This window comes from Bradyrhizobium pachyrhizi, assembly GCF_029714545.1.
Taxonomy (GTDB): Bacteria; Pseudomonadota; Alphaproteobacteria; order Rhizobiales; family Xanthobacteraceae; genus Bradyrhizobium; species Bradyrhizobium pachyrhizi.
This window is the reverse complement of record NZ_CP121667.1, coordinates 2,558,685-2,575,704: the sequence shown is the minus strand read 5'-3', so window position 1 is coordinate 2,575,704 and position 17,020 is coordinate 2,558,685. Positions and strand designations below refer to the sequence as shown.

At 64.7% G+C, this 17,020-nt stretch carries 15 protein-coding genes; 10 read left to right on the top strand and 5 right to left on the bottom strand.

The features are described from left to right. Positions 1-297: 297 nt before the first annotated feature. Complete coding sequence (locus QA639_RS11850) at positions 298-1,530, bottom strand: rhodanese-like domain-containing protein (RefSeq protein WP_028337006.1); 1,233 nt, start codon at positions 1,528-1,530, stop codon at positions 298-300. Between the two features lie 247 nt (positions 1,531-1,777). Between QA639_RS11850 and glgC the strand changes: the two genes are divergently transcribed. Further along, positions 1,778-3,040 (top strand): glucose-1-phosphate adenylyltransferase, encoded by a 1,263-nt coding sequence (gene glgC, locus QA639_RS11845; RefSeq protein WP_028337007.1) that lies wholly within the window; start codon positions 1,778-1,780, stop codon positions 3,038-3,040. Continuing rightward, positions 3,037-4,491: a glycogen synthase GlgA gene (gene glgA / locus QA639_RS11840; protein WP_283089815.1), complete on the top strand. Its 1,455-nt coding sequence runs from the start codon at positions 3,037-3,039 to the stop codon at positions 4,489-4,491. Before glgC ends, glgA begins: the two co-directional genes overlap by 4 nt. Positions 4,492-4,556: 65 nt before the next feature. On the opposite strand, the gene QA639_RS11835 is transcribed toward glgA, so the two are convergent. The 4 genes from QA639_RS11835 to QA639_RS11820 form a co-directional block, all read right to left on the bottom strand. Continuing rightward, the gene (locus tag QA639_RS11835; protein ID WP_050387887.1) at positions 4,557-4,871 is read right to left on the bottom strand and encodes a hypothetical protein; all 315 of its coding nucleotides are present in this window, start codon (positions 4,869-4,871) and stop codon (positions 4,557-4,559) included. A gap of 131 nt (positions 4,872-5,002) precedes the next feature. Beyond that, complete coding sequence (locus tag QA639_RS11830) at positions 5,003-6,133, bottom strand: serine hydrolase (protein ID WP_283089814.1); 1,131 nt, start codon at positions 6,131-6,133, stop codon at positions 5,003-5,005. 550 nt (positions 6,134-6,683) lie between these two features. Next, on the bottom strand, positions 6,684-7,172 hold the full coding sequence (locus tag QA639_RS11825) for a DUF417 family protein (RefSeq protein WP_157340274.1): 489 nt from the start codon (positions 7,170-7,172) through the stop codon (positions 6,684-6,686). 196 nt (positions 7,173-7,368) lie between these two features. Further along, on the bottom strand, positions 7,369-8,004 hold the full coding sequence (locus QA639_RS11820; RefSeq protein WP_157340276.1) for a TetR/AcrR family transcriptional regulator: 636 nt from the start codon (positions 8,002-8,004) through the stop codon (positions 7,369-7,371). A gap of 249 nt (positions 8,005-8,253) precedes the next feature. Between QA639_RS11820 and QA639_RS11815 the strand changes: the two genes are divergently transcribed. From QA639_RS11815 to QA639_RS11780, 8 genes are read left to right on the top strand one after another with little or no spacing between them, the layout of a single operon-like run. Then, on the top strand, positions 8,254-9,564 hold the full coding sequence (locus QA639_RS11815; RefSeq protein ID WP_283089813.1) for a phytoene desaturase family protein: 1,311 nt from the start codon (positions 8,254-8,256) through the stop codon (positions 9,562-9,564). Between the two features lie 5 nt (positions 9,565-9,569). Further along, positions 9,570-10,424 carry an ABC transporter ATP-binding protein gene (locus QA639_RS11810; RefSeq protein WP_038377855.1) on the top strand — a complete coding sequence of 285 codons (855 nt, stop codon included), beginning with the start codon at positions 9,570-9,572 and terminating at the stop codon, positions 10,422-10,424. Continuing rightward, entirely contained in the window at positions 10,412-11,215 is an 804-nt protein-coding gene (locus tag QA639_RS11805) for an ABC transporter ATP-binding protein (RefSeq protein WP_321177589.1), read from the top strand. The genes QA639_RS11810 and QA639_RS11805 overlap by 13 nt, the downstream gene beginning before the upstream one ends. Beyond that, on the top strand, positions 11,215-13,149 hold the full coding sequence (locus tag QA639_RS11800) for an AMP-dependent synthetase/ligase (protein WP_028337016.1): 1,935 nt from the start codon (positions 11,215-11,217) through the stop codon (positions 13,147-13,149). The genes QA639_RS11805 and QA639_RS11800 overlap by 1 nt, the downstream gene beginning before the upstream one ends. After that, positions 13,150-14,022, top strand: a complete 873-nt coding sequence (locus QA639_RS11795; protein ID WP_157340278.1) for a branched-chain amino acid ABC transporter permease — start codon at positions 13,150-13,152, stop codon at positions 14,020-14,022. After that, complete coding sequence (locus QA639_RS11790) at positions 14,022-15,068, top strand: branched-chain amino acid ABC transporter permease (RefSeq protein WP_157340280.1); 1,047 nt, start codon at positions 14,022-14,024, stop codon at positions 15,066-15,068. Before QA639_RS11795 ends, QA639_RS11790 begins: the two co-directional genes overlap by 1 nt. 33 nt (positions 15,069-15,101) lie before the next feature. Further along, entirely contained in the window at positions 15,102-16,262 is a 1,161-nt protein-coding gene (locus QA639_RS11785; protein WP_157340282.1) for an ABC transporter substrate-binding protein, read from the top strand. 4 nt (positions 16,263-16,266) lie between these two features. Further along, positions 16,267-17,019, top strand: coding sequence for an NAD(P)H-dependent oxidoreductase (locus QA639_RS11780; RefSeq protein WP_283089812.1), 753 nt, complete (start codon positions 16,267-16,269; stop codon positions 17,017-17,019). The last annotated feature ends 1 nt before the right edge of the window (position 17,020 follow it).

Genomic DNA, 17,020 nt, shown 5'->3' with positions numbered 1-17,020 from the left:
TGCCATCGGCAGGGGCCAACTTGAGGGGTGACAAACGAACTTGCGCGCGGTGCCATTCGATTTTGCGCGCTACACAATTGCGCGCTAGGCAGGGACGACGTGTTGGAGGAGCCCCGGACTCACATCACGATTTCTGAATAATGGAAGAATACCGCTGATTTGCCCGACGAGTCAAGTTGCCGTGTCCGCCGGCAGCCACCGGCTCCTTTGCATGGGGTTGTTTTCGATATTTTGGCAGTGCGCCCCTGCGACTCGGCACCGACCGATGCGGTCGCACCGCCGTCACCACGCCATCCGCTAGATCACATAGAACCCGTGCGTGCCGTCGCGACGCAGCTGCTCGGCGAGGCCGTACTCCCAATCGAGATAGGCCTGCATCGCCTGCTCCGCGACGCCGGTGCCTTCATAGGGTCGCCGGTAGCGGTGCGCAGGATCGGGCCGCGGCACCATGCGCGGTGGTCCGACTTCGAGCCGGCCGTTATAGCCGCCGTCGAGCACATAGACCTCCCAGCCCATCTGCGCGAGCCAGGACGCCGTCATGTCGGCGCGGATGTTCTTGTTGTCGCTCAGCACGATGCGCGCGCCGCGCACGGGAGCAGCCATGTCGATTTCCTGCACCAGCTGGCCGCCGGCATAGTGGCGGAAGCCGGCAAGGTGACCGGCCGTGTATTCCTCGGCATCGCGCACGTCGAAGCGATACAGCGTACTGTGCGCATCCTCGTCCAGCGCGGCGAGTTCGTCGATCCCGATGTGACGGACGCCGGCGCGATAGGCGACGTCGCGCGCATTGTCGCCTGCGCCCTCGAACGGAGCGATGCCGCCGCGCTTGCCGGCGCCGTGCTCGAGATCGTGCTTCGCCAGCGTCCAGCCGATCGTGCCGTTGCGCAGCGCCCGCACCTTGTTGGGCAGTCCGGCATTGATCAGCGACTGCGTGCCGATGATCGAGCGGGTGCGGCCGGCGCAGTTGACGATGATGGTGGTGTCGGGATCCGGCGCCGCGCCGCCGGCGCGCAGCACCAGCTCGGCGCCGGGCACGCTGACCGAGCCAGGGATATTCATGGTGGCATATTCGTCGAAGCGGCGGACATCGAGGATCGCGATGTTGGCCTTGTCCGAGATCAGCGCGGCGACCTCGTCGGCGCTCAGCGACGGCGTGTGCCTGCGCGACTCGACCAACTCGCCGAACGCCTTGGCGTAGGAGTTGACGTCCTCGAACACCTCGTAACCTGCCGCCTTCCAGCCCCCCAGGCCGCCGGCGAGTGCAGCGACATTGCTATAGCCCAGCGCCATCAACTGCACCGCGGCGGCAGCGACCAGCCCCTCGCCATTGTCATAAAGGACGATCGGCACGTCCTTGCGCGGCAGTCGCAGCTCGGCTTCGAGCGCGATCCGGCCGGACGCCATGTTGGCGGCAAACAGCGGATGGCCGGTGGCGAATTCCGCCTCATGCCTGACGTCGAGCAGCGCGATCTCCCGGCGCAGCAGCAGCGTTGCGCGGATGTCCTGTGGCGTGACGGAAGAAAGTGTCATGGGATGCTGGCCTGACAGAAGAAAACGGCAGGCTTGCTCTAGGCCGAAATCGCGCCTCGTCAATAGCTTTAACCGGCTCGCAACCCCGATCTTCACGAGCCGGGGTCCGGGGAACGAAAGCCCGCCATCCCGCTTTGCTCAACCGGGATGCACTTGCTACGTTCCCAATCGGCCCCGTTGGCGCCCGATCAGGCCTTCCGGACAAGAGAAGGTAGCGGGGCCAGCCTGAAGTTCTGGGAGGATGACCATGAGATCAGTCGGAAATGAACCCTTGTCGCGTCACGCCCTCGCCTTCGTGCTGGCCGGCGGACGCGGCAGCAGACTTCAGGAGCTCACCGACAAGCGCGCCAAGCCCGCGGTCTATTTCGGCGGCAAGTCGCGCATCATCGATTTCGCGCTGTCCAATGCAGTGAATTCGGGCATCCGCCGCATCGCGGTGGCGACCCAGTACAAGGCGCACAGCCTGATCCGGCATCTGCAAGGCGGCTGGAACTTCTTCCGGCCGGAGCGAAACGAGAGTTTCGACATCCTGCCCGCAAGCCAGCGCGTTTCCGAAACGATGTGGTATGTCGGCACGGCCGACGCGGTCTACCAGAACGTCGACATCCTCGAAGCGCACGGCACCAAGTACATCCTGGTGCTCGCCGGCGACCACGTCTACAAGATGGATTATGAGATCATGCTGAAGCAGCATGTCGAAAGTGGCGCCGACGTCACGGTCGGCTGCCTTGAAATGCCGCGCGCGGAATCCTCTGCCTTCGGCATCATGCATATCGACGAGACCGGCCTGATCCAGTCCTTCCTCGAGAAGCCGGCCGATCCGCCGCCGATGCCCGGCAAGCCCGACAAGTCGCTGGCCAGCATGGGCATCTATGTCTTCAATTCGGAATTCCTGTTCGACGAGTTGCGCCGCGATGCCGCCGACCCGAACTCGGCCCACGATTTCGGCAAGGACATCATCCCCTATATCGTGAAGCATGGCCGGGCGATCGCGCATCAGTTCAATGATTCCTGCGTCCGCTCCGGCGACGATCCCCGCTCCTACTGGCGCGATGCCGGCACCGTCGATGCCTATTGGGGCGCCAATATCGATCTCACCGACGTGGTGCCCGAGCTCGACCTCTACGATCGATCATGGCCGATCTGGACCTATGCCGAGATCACCCCGCCCGCCAAGTTCGTGCATGACGAGGACGGACGGCGCGGCCAGGCGGTGACCTCGCTTGTTTCCGGCGCCTGCATCATCTCGGGCGCGTCGCTGCGCCGCTCCCTGCTGTTCACCGGTGTCCACGTCAATTCCTACGCGAATGTCGAGAATGCGGTGATCATGCCTTACGTGAATGTCGGCCGCGGCGCGCGGCTCAGAAACGTCGTGATCGATCGCGGGGTGAGGATTCCGGAAGGGCTCGTGGTCGGCGAGGATCCCGAGTTCGACGGCAAGCGCTTCCGCACCACCGAGAATGGCATCACGCTGATTACGCAGTCGATGATCGACAGGCTGGGGACATGACGCCCATCCGCGTCCTCGCAGTCGCCTCTGAAGTCTACCCGATCGTCAAGACCGGCGGCCTCGCCGACGTGGTCGGCGCGCTGCCGGCGGCGCTGAAGCAATACGGCGTCACGACGCGGACGCTGGTGCCCGGCTATCCCGACGTGCTCAAGGCGCTGGCCACGGCGGAGACGCTGCTGCACTGGCCGGAATTCTACGGCGGGCCGATCCGCGTGCTGGGCGGCACGCATGATGGCCTCGATCTGTTCGCGCTCGACGCGCCGCATCTCTATGCGCGGCCCGGCAATCCCTATGTCGGCCCGGACGGACGCGACTGGCCGGACAACGGCATCCGCTTTGCCGCGCTGTCGCGGATGGCGGCGGAGATCGGCCAGGGCGCGATCACCTCCTTCGTCCCCGACATTGTGCATGCGCATGACTGGCAGGCGGGCCTCGCACCCGCCCTCCTGCATTATGCCGGGCAACCGCGGCCCGGCACGGTGATGACCGTGCACAACCTCGCCTATCAGGGCCAGTTCTCGCCGGACATGCTGACCGCGTTCGGCCTGCCGGGCGAATCCTACGCGCTCCACGGCGTCGAATATTACGGCACCATCAGCCTGTTGAAGGCCGGCCTGCAATTCGCCGACCGCATCACCACGGTTTCGCCGACCTATGCGCGGGAGATTCAAAGCGACGATGGCGGCATGGGGCTCGGCGGCCTCTTGCGCGAACGCGCCGACGTGCTGAGCGGCATCCTCAACGGCATCGACATATCGGTGTGGAATCCGGCCACCGATCCCGACATCGCGGCGCGCTTCAGCGCCGAGCAGCCGGCGGAGCGCGCGGCGAACAAGGCGGCGCTGCAGCGCCGCTTCGGGCTCGATCCCGCGCCGGATGCGATGCTGCTCGGCGTCATCAGCCGGCTGTCATGGCAGAAGGGCCTCGACCTGCTGCTCGAGAACATTCCGACGCTGCTCGGCGAAGGCATTCAACTCGTGCTGCTCGGCAGCGGCGATCGCGACCTGCAGGATCGCTACGCCGCGCTGGCGCGCGACAATCCCGGACGGATCGCGGTCGTGATCGGTTACGACGAGGCGCTGGCGCACCTGATCCAGGCCGGCGCGGACGCGCTTGCAGTGCCGTCGCGCTTCGAGCCGTGCGGCCTCACCCAGTTGTGCGCGCTGCGCTATGGCGCGGTCCCGATCGTCGCCAATGTCGGCGGCCTTGCCGACACCGTGCTCGACTTCGACGAAGTCGCGGTCACCGGCGATGCGCCGACCGGCGTCAAGTTTGCACCCGTCACTTCGGATGCGCTCGCCCACGGCTTGCGCAAGGCAAACCTGCTGTTCAACGACAAGGTGACGTGGCGCCGGCTGCAGCAGGCCGGCATGGCCACCGATGTCTCCTGGCACAATCGCGCCGGCCGCTACGCCGCGCTCTATCGCGAGCTCGCGACGACGCGGCGCTAGAGCATGATCCCGGGAAGTGCGAAGCGGTTTTCCCGCGACAGAACGCAAAGCGTTTTGCGCCGCGATCAGTTCAGCAGATCGCAGGACGCGACGCGGTTGATGTCGGCGAGGCGCCGGTCGGGATTTCCCTTGAGATCAAGGCTTGCGACGAGATCGAGCAGCCGGCCATAGGCGCGGTCGGCGACCGCGACGGGCAGCGGCTCCTCGTCGAAGGTCTCGACGTAATTGCCGACGAGTCCGCTCAGCAGCCGGCAAACGCCGCGTTGCTCCGGGTCGTCCTTGCTCAGAATCTCGAGTTTTTGCTGGAAGGTCCTGAAGGTTCGCAACCCATGGGGCTGTTGCGAAAGCCAATTGTGCAAATCAGGATACAGATCGGTCATATCAGCCTCTTCAAAATGGAGAAGAAGCTACCGGCTTATACAGCCGATCATGGTTCCGCGCCATCGCGATTTTTGCATGCATCCCCTGCCCTGCCGCGCAGGCCGTGTCATTGGACCGGCACGTCCTGCGACTACAGTCGCGCGAGGGCCGGCAAGATCCTGTAGCGCGCGATCTCGTGCGGATAGTCGCCGCGATTGGCGAGCAGCACGATGCCGAGCCTGCGCGCCGGCACCAGGCCGACATAGGCTGAGGCGTTATTGAGACCGCCCGGCTTGTCGATCACGGTGACGCCGTCCAGCCGCACATGCTCCCATGCCATCGCCTGGCCGAACTTCTCGTCGACGCGAAAACTCTCACGCTCGGTCATCTGCAACGCGGCGCGCAATTCCGGATCGATCACCGCGCCGTCGAGGCAGGCGCCCAGCAATATACCGAGATCGCGCGCCGTTGAGAACATCTGGCCGGTGCCTGGAAAATCATAATAGCGCTGCTGATTGCCCGGCGGACCGATCGCCGTGCCGTCGTGGGAGTAGCCCTGAACCACACGCTGCATCATCTCGGGCGCCATCGTCGAGCGATTGTCCTCGCTACGGTCCGGAACGAAGGTCGACGTCATGCCGAGCGGCTTGAGGATTCGGCTCCCGATCAACGTCCCGATCGGCATGTCATAGCGCCGCTCCAGCACCAGCTGCAGCAGGACATAGCCGGCATGGCTGTAGATGCGCTGCTTGCCCGGCTGCTCTCCCGCCGGCGGCGTCCATGCATTGAGCATCGCGATGAATTGATCACGGCTGAAGGTCCCGTCCGGCCATGGCGGATGATCGGTCGGCAGCAGCAGCCCCGACGTATGATTGACGAGCTCGCCGATGGTGACGCGGCTGACGTAGTCGCCGTTGAGCTCGGGCAGATACTTGCCGACCGGATCGTCCAGCCGTAATTCGCCGCGCTCGGTGCCGAGCGCGACCAGCGTCGCCTCGAACAGCTTGCGCAACGAGGCGAGATTGAACAGCGTGTCCGGGGTGACCGGTCGCTTCGTCGCGGCATCAGCGAAGCCGTAGTTGAAGAAGGCGACCCGGCCGCCGGCATAGACCGCAGCGGCGAGGCCGCCCGGGTCGGCCGCAGTCGCGGTCGGCGCGAGTTCCGTCGTGACGATGTCCCTGATCTGCGCGTCCATGTCGGAATCGGCGCGCGCCACCCCAAGCACGCTAACAGCGACGACGAGCAGGACGGCCGCGATCCGGTCGGTGAACCATTGTCTCATGAAGAACGAAATCGGGACGATGTTGCGATGTGACCCGCGGGCGGGTCTGTTCACCATCCCGCGGGCGGGTCTGTTCACCATCGAGAGATGGCAACATCACGATCCTAGCGGTGGAACCGATGCATCCGAATTCACGATTGCGCGTCTTGCGCCGGTTACCCGCCCGGCTGGGGACGGGGCGGCCCGATCGCCGTTCCGGTGGTCACTTCCGGAAGCCGCGATCGCGACCGCCCTCCCACTCCAGCCACGGTGCGGGAACTGCAATCGAACTAAAAAATGCGGGACGTTTGAAAATGACGGGAGCGGGCTTCGACGAAAAGGCAAGATCGGCGCTTGCCGATCGGGCCAAGGATATTTCTGACTTCGTCACATTCCGCTCCCAACCGGGGACGTTTCTTCCTAGCAACAATTCGTCAATCGAAGGTTGCATAAGCCGGTTGGATTCGATTTTCAAGACACGGTCGTCCGCGACGTTTTGTCCTGTTCCAGATGCCGGATGCGCGCGATGGCTGTTTAAGCATCGGTTAACCATCGATGCGCGGCGCGAGACCTATGGGGCGCGCGAGCGGACGATCGACCGCGGCAACGACGCCAACAGCAGCACGAGGCAGACGCACAGCAGCACGATGTCCTTGAACAGGAACTCGCCGGCCAGGTTCCAGGCCATCGGATCGGTCGACAGGCTCCATTTGACCACCCCGGGAGTCGTGAAGAAGAACGACCACGTCACCGCGAAGGTGATGACGCCCATCAGCGCGCCGATCGCCGAGAGAAGCGGGCTGAACGCACCGGCGGCGAGCAGCACCGCAATGCCAAACTCGGCCACCCCGAGAACATAGGCCTCACCCCGGAGACCGAACACCGACAGCCACGAAATGAACGGGCTGTTGCTGATGAACTGCGCGATGCCTTGCGCCGATTGCAGTGTGAACTTCTGCATGCCGAACGACACGAAGATCACGACCATGACCCAGCGCAGGATCGCGAGCGAACGATAGGACCCCTCGCCCCGTTCGGCGATGTTGAACGACAAATTCATGCGGATGTTGCTTCCCTCGCTGCGATGCCACCATCGGCCGCCGTTGCGGCGCTCGTGTCAGGACTACGCAGCGCGCCGCGCGCGCGTTACGCGCGGGACAACGTCTCGGCCTTCACGATGATGTGCAGCTGAGATGAGGAATAATCGCCGCGAGAGATATCATCGGCGCGAAGCCGCCGTGCGGGCCGCGACGGCCTCACGCGCGCTGGCGCAGCGGCCGCGCGGCATCCTTTGCCGGCACCGGCATGGTGAAACCGTACAGGAACAGATCCACCACCATGTCGGCGAACTCCCTTGGATCGATCCCGCCCTTCGGATCGTACCAGGTGTGGCTGAAGTTCAGGATGCCGAACAGCATCATGCTGTAGATCTTCTTGGTCCGCTTGACGATCTTGCCTTCCTTGTCGAGCTTGACCAGGAGATCCGAGACCGTGTCGACCAGCTGGCGCTCCAGCGCCTTGATCGCATCCTGCTCGGTCTCGCCGAGGAACGAGAGGTCGTTGAGGATCACGCGCTGCTCGTCGCTCGAGCGCGCATTCAGCGCGACGATGGCCTGGATCGCGGCGCGGAACTGCTCCAGCGTGGTCGCCTTTTCGGCCATCGCGGCTTCGACGTCCGCGATCATCTCGCGGATATGGGCGTCGAGGATCGCGAACAGGATCGCTTCCTTGGAATCGAAATAATGGTACAGCGCGCCGCGCGACAGCTTGCAGGCATCCGCAAGGTCGGCGATCGAGGCACGCATATAGCCCTGCCGCGCGAACAGGCCGCAGGCGGTGGTAAGAATGTTCCGCTGAATCTCGTCGTAATTCTCTGAGCGCGTCCGCGCCATTGCCGTCTCTCTCGTGCACCATCGGCGCCGCCGGAATCGGGCGACTGCCTCTCTCTATACTACCGCCACCCCACGCTCTCCTCCCTTTTGCGGCCACCATCCACCAGAACTCTTCCATCGTCCGTGCGATGAGCGACCTGCGTCAAAAAATAATTTGAACGACCGGTCGGATTATATTAGGCTGCCTTCCATCAAGCAAGCGGATTGCGCATGCCGGGAGCAACCCGGCGGCATCGCGGGAGGTTGCGCGTGGATTCTCAGAGGATCGATGCTGTCGTGATCGGAGCCGGTGCCGGCGGGCTGTGTGCCGCGGCGCGCCTCGCCCATGGCGGGCTGCATACGCTCGTCGTCGACGACAAGGACCGGCTCGGCGGGCGCGCCTCGACCGAGGACATCGACGGCTTCAAGGTCAATATCGGGGCGATCGCGATCGAGTTCGGTGGCGTGTTCGAGGAAACCTTCCACACCGTCGGCGCCCCGCTCGACATCCGCGCGCCGGAGCCCGCGAGCTCGTTCTTCATCGACGGCAAGGTGATCGATGTCGGCCGCGGCGGCTGGTCGCTGCTGCTCGGGCAACTCACCAAGCAAGCCTCGCGCATCCTGGAGAAATTCGCCGACGCCCGCTCCGGCAATCTGCCCGACGGGCGGCAATCGACCGAGGACTGGCTGAAGGGCTACACCAGCAACGCCACCGTGCACGCGCTGTTCCGCAATCTCTGTGCGGCGATCTTCGCCTGCAACGCCGCCGAGCTGCCGGCCCGCGCCTTCCTCACCTATTTCACCAGCAAGGGCGCCTTCAAGAAATTCGGCTTCTGCCCGCAGGGCACGATCGGCGTCTGGAACAGCCTGGGCAATGCCGTCAGGCGCAATGGCGACATCTGGCTTGGAACGCCGGCGACCACGATCCACACATCAGATGGCCGCGTCGAAGGCGTCACCGTGCTCAGGAACGGCGAGCAGGTGCGGATCGACACCGATCTCGTCATCAGCAATGCCGGGCCGAAGGCCACGGTCGCGCTTGCCGGCAGCGAGGCGTTCCCGGCGGATTATATCGCCAAGGTGAAGAACGACCTTCGCCCGGCCGCCAACATCGTCATCAATGTCGCGAGCCGCGAGCCGCTGATCAATCATCCCGGCATCGTCACCTTCGGCAAGACGCGCCGGCTCTGCAACATGGCCAACCTCTCCGCCACCTGTCCGGAGCTGGCGCCGCCCGGCTGGCACCTTTATGTCGCCTATGCCGTGCCGGTGCCCGCGCTCGGCGATTTCGATGCGGACGCGGAGGTCGCGCTCGCGCTCGAGGATCTGCGCGAGCAGTTCGCCAATTTCGACCAGGCAAAAATCCTCTCGATCCGGGTGATGCGCGACGACTGGCCGGCACAACGCAGCTGCGCCGGCTACGATTTGCCGCGCGAGACCGGCATCGAGGGCCTGTGGTGCGTCGGCGACGCGGTGAAGCAATATGGCAATGGCGGCACTCAGGCCTGCGCCGAAACCGCCAAGCTCGTCACCGATGCGATCCTCGCCGCGCGCCCGCGCTTAACGGCAGGCCGGGTCTGAGCACGATGCCGACGACCATCCCGCATCCGATGCCGCAAGCAGCGCCGCAGGCCGCGCCGGCGCAGGATGGCTTCCTTGAATTCCGCAACATCCGGATCGTCTACGACAATGCGATCGAGGCGATCCGCGACGTCTCGATCGCGGTGCCCGAGGGCAACATCGTCGCCCTGCTCGGCTCCAACGGCGCCGGCAAATCGACGCTGCTGAAGGCGATGTCCGGCATCCTCTATACCGAGGAAGGCGTGATCGAGAACGGCAGCATCCGCTTCCGCAATGACGAAGTGCATCGCCTTGCGCCGGACGAACTGGTCCGCCGCGGCATCGTGCAGGTGCCGGAGGGCCGGCGCGTGTTCGCGGCACTCACCATCGACGAGAACCTGCAAATGGGCGGCTACACCAGGACCAGTGCCGAGGCGCGCGAGCGCCGCGACAAGGTGTTTGCGCTGTTTCCGCGGCTATATGAGCGGCGCGACCAGATCGCCGGCTACATGTCCGGCGGCGAGCAGCAGATGCTCGCGATCGGCCGCGCGTTGATGACCGACCCCGTGCTGCTGGCTCTCGACGAGCCGTCGCTCGGCCTCGCGCCGCTGATCATCGACCGCATCTATGAGGTGATCGTCCGGCTGCGCGACGAACTGAAGATGACGGTGCTGCTGGTCGAGCAGAACGCGCAGCGCGCACTCGACATCGCCGACTACGGCTACATCCTGGAGACCGGCCGCGTCGTGCTCGACGGCACGGCATCGAGGCTCACCGCCAATGAGGACGTCCAGGAATTCTATCTCGGCGTCTCCTCCACCGGCCGCAAGAGCCTGCGCGAAGTCAAGCATTACAAGCGCCGCAAGCGGTGGCTGTCGTGACCGCGCTGCTCACTGTCGAGAACCTGTCAAAGCGCTTCGGCGGCCTGCAGGCGGTCGCCGATGTCAGCCTGCGCGTCGCGCCCGGCGAGATCTGCAGCGTGATCGGTCCGAACGGCGCCGGCAAGACCACGTTGTTCAACATGATCTCGGGCGTGCTGCGGCCGAGCGGCGGCCGCATCACGTTCGACGGCATCGACCTCTCGACGATCTCGCCGTGGAAATTCGCCGCCGTCGGTATCGGCCGCACCTTCCAGAATCTGGCGCTGTTCAAGCACGGCACCGTGGTCGAGAACATCCTGACCGGCCGCCACACCCATCTGCGCTCGACCGTGCTCGATGCGGTGTGGTTTTACGGGCGTACCCGCAAGGAGGAAATCGCGGCACGGCAGCGCGTCGAACACATCATCGAATTTCTCGAGATCGAGCATATCAGGGACGCCGTGGTCGGCACGCTGTCCTACGGCCAGCAAAAGCGCGTCGAGCTCGCGCGCGCGCTCGCCTGCGAGCCGAAGCTATTGCTGCTGGACGAGATGGTCTCCGGCATGAACCAGGAGGAGACCGAAGACATTGCGCGCTTCGTGCTCGACATCCGCGACGAGCTCGGCATCACCGTCGTGATGATCGAGCACGAGATGCGCATAGTGATGGACATCTCCGACCGCGTTCATGTGCTGAATTTCGGCCGCAAGATCGCCGAAGGCACACCTGGTGAGATCAGGCGCGATCCGGCAGTCGCGGAGGCCTATCTCGGCGGCCAGCGCTCCGAGGCGATGGCAAAGGCGGGCGCGTGATGTCGACGCTGGACAGCCTGCGCACCGCTTATCCGCCGCTGCAAGCGAGCACGCCGCGCAACCCACCGGCAACCGGCGCCGACGCGTTGCAGGCTACGCTTGCGGATGCCGCCATCACCATCCCGCAATTGCTACGGCAGCGCGCCGCCATGCACGGCGAGGCGCTGGCGCTGCGCGAGAAGGATTACGGCATCTGGAATCCCTATTCCTGGCGCCACTATTACGACACTGCGCGCGCGGTGGCGCTCGGCCTGCTCTCGCTCGGCATCAAGCCGGGCGACCGAATCGCCATCGCCGGCGAGAACACGCCGGAATGGTTTTACGCCGATCTCGGTGCGCAGATGATCGGCGCGGTGGCGGTCGGCATCTATCCGACCAATCCCTGGGTCGAGCTGCAATATATCGTCAAGCATTCGGGCGCCCGCATCGTCGTCACCGGCGACCAGGAGCAGACCGACAAGGTGCTCGACGCGATGGCGGGCAATGGCGGCCTGCCGGACCTCGAGGCCATCGTCTGCGTCGACATGAAGGGCCTGCGGCATTACCGGCAATCGGAGCTGATGTCGTTCGCCGCATTGTGCGAGCGTGGCAAGACCTACGCCCAGCAGAATCCGGAGGCCGACGCGACGCTCGACCGCCTGATCAGTCAGGGCGCGCCCGACGACGTCTGCATCCTCGTCTACACCTCGGGCACGACGGGTCCGCCCAAGGGCGCGATGCTGACCCATCGCAATCTCGTCTACGCTGCCTATGCCTACGCCAAAACCGTGGGCATTGCCGACAAGCCGTTCGAGGCGGTGAGCTATCTGCCGCTGTGCCACGTCGCCGAGCGCTGCTACGGCACCGTGACGCATCTGGTGCTCGGCGGCACCGTGTCCTTTGCCGAATCGATCGACACCGTCGCGATCAACATCCGCGAGATTGCGCCGACCTTCTTCGTCGGCGTTCCGCGCATCTACGAGAAGCTGCAGCAGGGCTTTCTGTTCCGCCTCGGCGAGAGCGGCCGCCTGCACCAGAGCTTCACCAGGGCCTGCCTCGCCTGGGGCCGCACGCTGTCCGACCGTCGACAGGCCGGCAAGGCCAATGTGCTCGACCGCGCCGCCTATGGGCTGCTCTATCTCCTGATGTTCCGCAATTTGCAGCGCCATCTCGGCTTCGCCTACAGCCGGCACCGGCTCTGCGCCGGCGCCTCGATCTCGCCGGAGACGCTGCGCTTCTTCGACATCATCGGCCGTCCGGTGTCGCAGGGCTACGGCCTCACCGAAAGCGGCGGCGTCGCCTTCATCCAGACCGAAAGCCATCACCGGATCGGCGGCTGCGGCGTGCCGCTGCCGCAGACCGAATGGAAGTGTGATGCCGACGGTGAGATCCTGCTGCGCAACCCCGGCGTCTTCAAGGGCTACTTCCTCGACGAGAAGGCCTCGACCGCCTCGCTGGAGCCCGGCGGCTGGCTGCGCACCGGCGACATCATCGAGGTGCTCGACAATGGCGAGATCGCCGTGGTCGACCGCAAGAAGGCGATCATCATCACCGCCGGCGGCAAGAACATCGCCCCGTCGGAGATCGAGAACGCACTGAAGGACTCCGAGTTCGTCAAGGAAGCGATCGTGGTCGGCGAGGCCAAGAAGTATCTCGGCGCCATCATCCAGGTCGACTACGACAACGTCGGCCGATGGGCGCGCGACCGGGCGCTCGCCTACACCAACTACAAATCGCTGTCGCAGCTTCCCGAAGTGAATGAGCTGGTCGAGCGCGTCGTCAACGAGACCAACAAGCGGTTCGCGCGGGTCGAGAACATCAGGCGGTTCGCCATCCTGGAAAAAGAGCTCGACCATGACGACGGCGAGCTGACCGCCACCCAGAAGGTACGCCGCGCCATGATCGAGAAGAAGTTCGCCCGCGAGCTCGCGATCATCTACCGAGCCGAGGGCTGAATGCAGTATCTCATCCAGCTCGTGATCTCGGGACTCGCGATCGGCGCGATCTACGGACTGATCGCGATGGGCTTTGCGGTGATCTACAAATCCACCGGACTGGTCAATTTCGCACAGGGCGAGATGACCATGATCACCGCCTATATCGCCTGGACGATCTCGACCACGGTCAGCGGCAATGTATTCGTCGTCGCGGTGAGTGCGATTCTCGCTGCTGTCCTGCTCGGCCTGATCATCGAGCGCCTTGTGATGCGGCCGATGCTGGGCGAGCCGGTATTCGCGACCGTAATGGTCACGATCGGGCTCGCCGTGATCCTGCGCTCCGCCATCAACTTCATCTGGGACGCCTACCCGCACGGCCTCGATATCGGCATGGGTCGCGGCATCGTGCATCTCGGCGGCATCGGCGTGCGGACCGGGCAGATTGCGGTCATCGCGACGCTGCTTCTGCTTCTCGCCGCGATCTGGGCGTTCTTCCGTTACAGCAAGGTCGGCGTCGCGATGCGCGCGGTCGCGGCCGACGACCGCACCGCGCTGTTGATGGGCATCAGCGCCACAAGAGTTCATGCGCTGGCCTGGGCCGCGTCTTCGGTGATCGCCGGCATCGGCGGCGTGTTCTTTGCGCTGTCCTACGACCTATCGCCGGCGATGTTCCAGCTTGGGCTGAAGGCGTTTCCGGCCACCATCCTTGGCGGCCTCGACGCCGTGCTCGGCTCCGGCCTCGGCGGCCTCCTGATCGGCATCACCGAGAACCTTGCCGGCGGCTATATCGGCTCCGGCATGAAGGAGGTCGCGGGCTTTGCCATGATCATCATCGTGCTGATGATCCGCCCGTTCGGCATCTTCGGCGAACGCGACATCGAGAGGGTGTGATGCGCACCGGCGATTACAAGCAGAGCTACGGCGAACTGGTTGCGCTGATCGATTCCCCGCCGGTGTGGCTATGGTCGGCCGTGCTGCTGCTGGCGCTGATCGCAGCGCCCTTTGTGCTGAACTCCTACGCGCTGTCGTTCCTGATGATCATCCTGATCACGGTCACCGGCGCGCTCGGGCTCAATATTCTGACCGGCTACACCGGTCTGATCTCGCTCGGCCATGTCGGTTTCCTTGTCACCGGCGCCTATGCCTATGCGGTGCTGGTGTCGAGATATCACATGCCGCCGCTGATCGGTTTCCTCGGCGCCGGCGTGGTACCGGCGCTGGCGAGCCTGATCGTCGGCGCGCCGTCGCTCCGGCTCAAGGGACTTTACCTCGCCATCACCACGCTCGCCTTCTCCTTCATCATCAACACCGTGATCCTGGAGATGCGCTGGCTCACCAATGGCGCGCGCGGCATCCAGGTGCAGCGGCCGGAGATCCTCGGCATCAGCTTCGACGGTGATGCCGCCTTCACCTATCTCTGCCTCGGCATCGCGGGGCTGACGCTGTTCGCCACCCTCAATATCCGCCGCAGCCGGGTCGGCCGCGCCTTTGTCGCGATCAGGGACAACGACACGGCCGCGCGCGTCATGGGCATCAACCTGCATGCCTACAAGCTGTTCGCCTTCATCACCTCAGCGTTCATCACCGGCATCGCCGGCGCGCTGTACGGCATCTATCTCTCCTTTGTCAGCGTCGAGGGCTTTCCGTTCCTGCTCTCGATCGAGGCGCTGGCGATCCTGATCGTCGGCGGGCTCGGCTCCGCGCTCGGCGCGGTGCTCGGCACCATCCTGATCGTGCTGCTGCCGGAGGTGACACGGATCGTCTTCAGCCTGTTCAGCGCGCAGATGGACGCGACCTTCACGACCGGCGCGCAGGAGCTGAAGAGCATGCTCTACGGCCTCGTCATCATCCTGTTCCTGCGCTTCCAGCCGCGCGGACTGGTCGGCGCCTGGCACGACATCAGGCGGACCTGGGTGCACTGGCCGCTGCGCTACTAATCAAAAAAGACGCAACACCATGAGGAGGAGACGATGATCAAACACCTGGCGGCGGCCTCGCTGCTGCTCACCACGGCCTGTCTCGCGACCGGCCCGGCTACTGCCGCCGATCCCGGGATCACCGACAGCGAGATCCTGATCGGCGACGTGGAGCCGCTGACCGGCCCGCCGGCGCTGCTCGGCGTCGCGGCCTCGATCGGCCACAAGATCGCGATCGCCGAAGCCAACGCCGCCGGCGGCATCAACGGCCGCAAGATCAAATATGTGCTGGAGGACGACGGCTACGTTACCGCGCGAACCATCCAGGGCGTCAAGAAGGCGATCGACGTCGACAAGGTCTTCGCGATGCTCGGCATCTCCGGTTCGGGCCAGTCGATCGCCGTCATGCCGGTGCTCGAGAAGTCCGGTATCCCGACCGTGATCGACGTCGCGCCGGTCAAATTCCTGTGGGAGCCGGCGCGCAAGAACGTGTTCGTGGTCGGGCAATCCTACGAGGAAGGCATCATCCACCTCGTCGACTTCCTTGCCGACAAGAACCCCGGCAAGAAATGGGGCCTGATCACCCAGGACGACGATTACGGCATCACGGTGCGCGACGGCTTCGATTCCGTGGTCAAGGCCAAGAAGCTGAACGTCGTCTACAGCGGCAACTACAAGAAGGGCCAGCAGGACTTCTCGTCCGACATGCTGCAGCTGAAGGATGCCGGCGCCGAGGTGTTTTTGGCCGGCGGCATCATCGCCGAGAACATCGCGATGACAAAGGAACTCGAGAAATTGAACATCAAGCCGGTGACCGGCATCTTCTGGCCCGGCCGCATCGAGCCGGTGCTGAAGCTGATGGGCCCGGCCGGCGACGGCATCTACGCGGTCGACTATGTCGAGCCGTTTGCCGGCGCGGCGGGCAAGGCGTTCCTCGAGAAGGCCAAGCCGCTGGTGTCGGAGGCCGAGTTCAAGGGCATCAACCGCTACACCATGACCGGCTATGCCGCCGCGAAAGTCTTGATCGCGGCAATCGAGCGCTGCGGCAAGCAGCCGACCTGGGCCTGCACCATCTCGGAGCTGGAGAAGACCAAGAATGTCGAGACCGGCGTGATGGCGCCGATCAGCTTCGGTCCCGGCGTCCGCTTCTCCAACCAGAAGCTGCAGATCATGCAAGCCGATGCCGCGACGCTCAGCTTCAAGCCGGTTAACTAGAGAGATGAAGGTCCTGATCGTCTTTGCCCATCAGGAGGCGCAGTCGTTCAACGCTGCACTGCTGGCGCGGTCGGTGGCGGAACTGACCGCGCTCGGGCACACGGTCAGGATCTCCGATCTCTACGCCATGCGGTTCAACCCGGTGGCGACCGCCGAAGATTTTGGCGCGCGGCGGTTTCCCGACCGGCTGCAATATGACCGCGAGCAGAAATACAACCTGCAGCACGGGGCGCTCAGCAGCGATATCGCCGCCGAGATCGAGAAGCTGCTGTGGTGCGACCTCTTGATCCTGCAGTTTCCGCTGTGGTGGTTCTCCGTCCCCGCCATCATGAAAGGCTGGATCGACCGCGTGTTCGTCAATGGCGCAATTTACGGCAGCGGCCGCCGCTACGACACCGGCGGCCTCAACGGCCGCCGTGCCATGGTCGTGACCTCGACCGCCGCCTATCCCGGCATGTGCGCGTCCGACGGGCTGGTCGGTGCGCTCGATGTGGTGCTGTGGCCGATCCAGAACGGCATGCTGGCCTATGCCGGCTGCAAGGTGCTGCCGCCGTTTGTGTCGTATTCAGTGAACTTCGTCGACGAGGCCACGCGGCACCGCTATCTCGACGACTATGCCGAACGGCTGCGGCAGCTCGAGACCACCGAGCCGCTGTTCTTCCATCCGCTCGCGGATTTCGGCGAGGACTGGCGGCTGAAGCCGGGCATTGCGGCGCAGACGGTCGGCCAGGGCAAGCCGGCGGCCCGTAGGGGCTGAG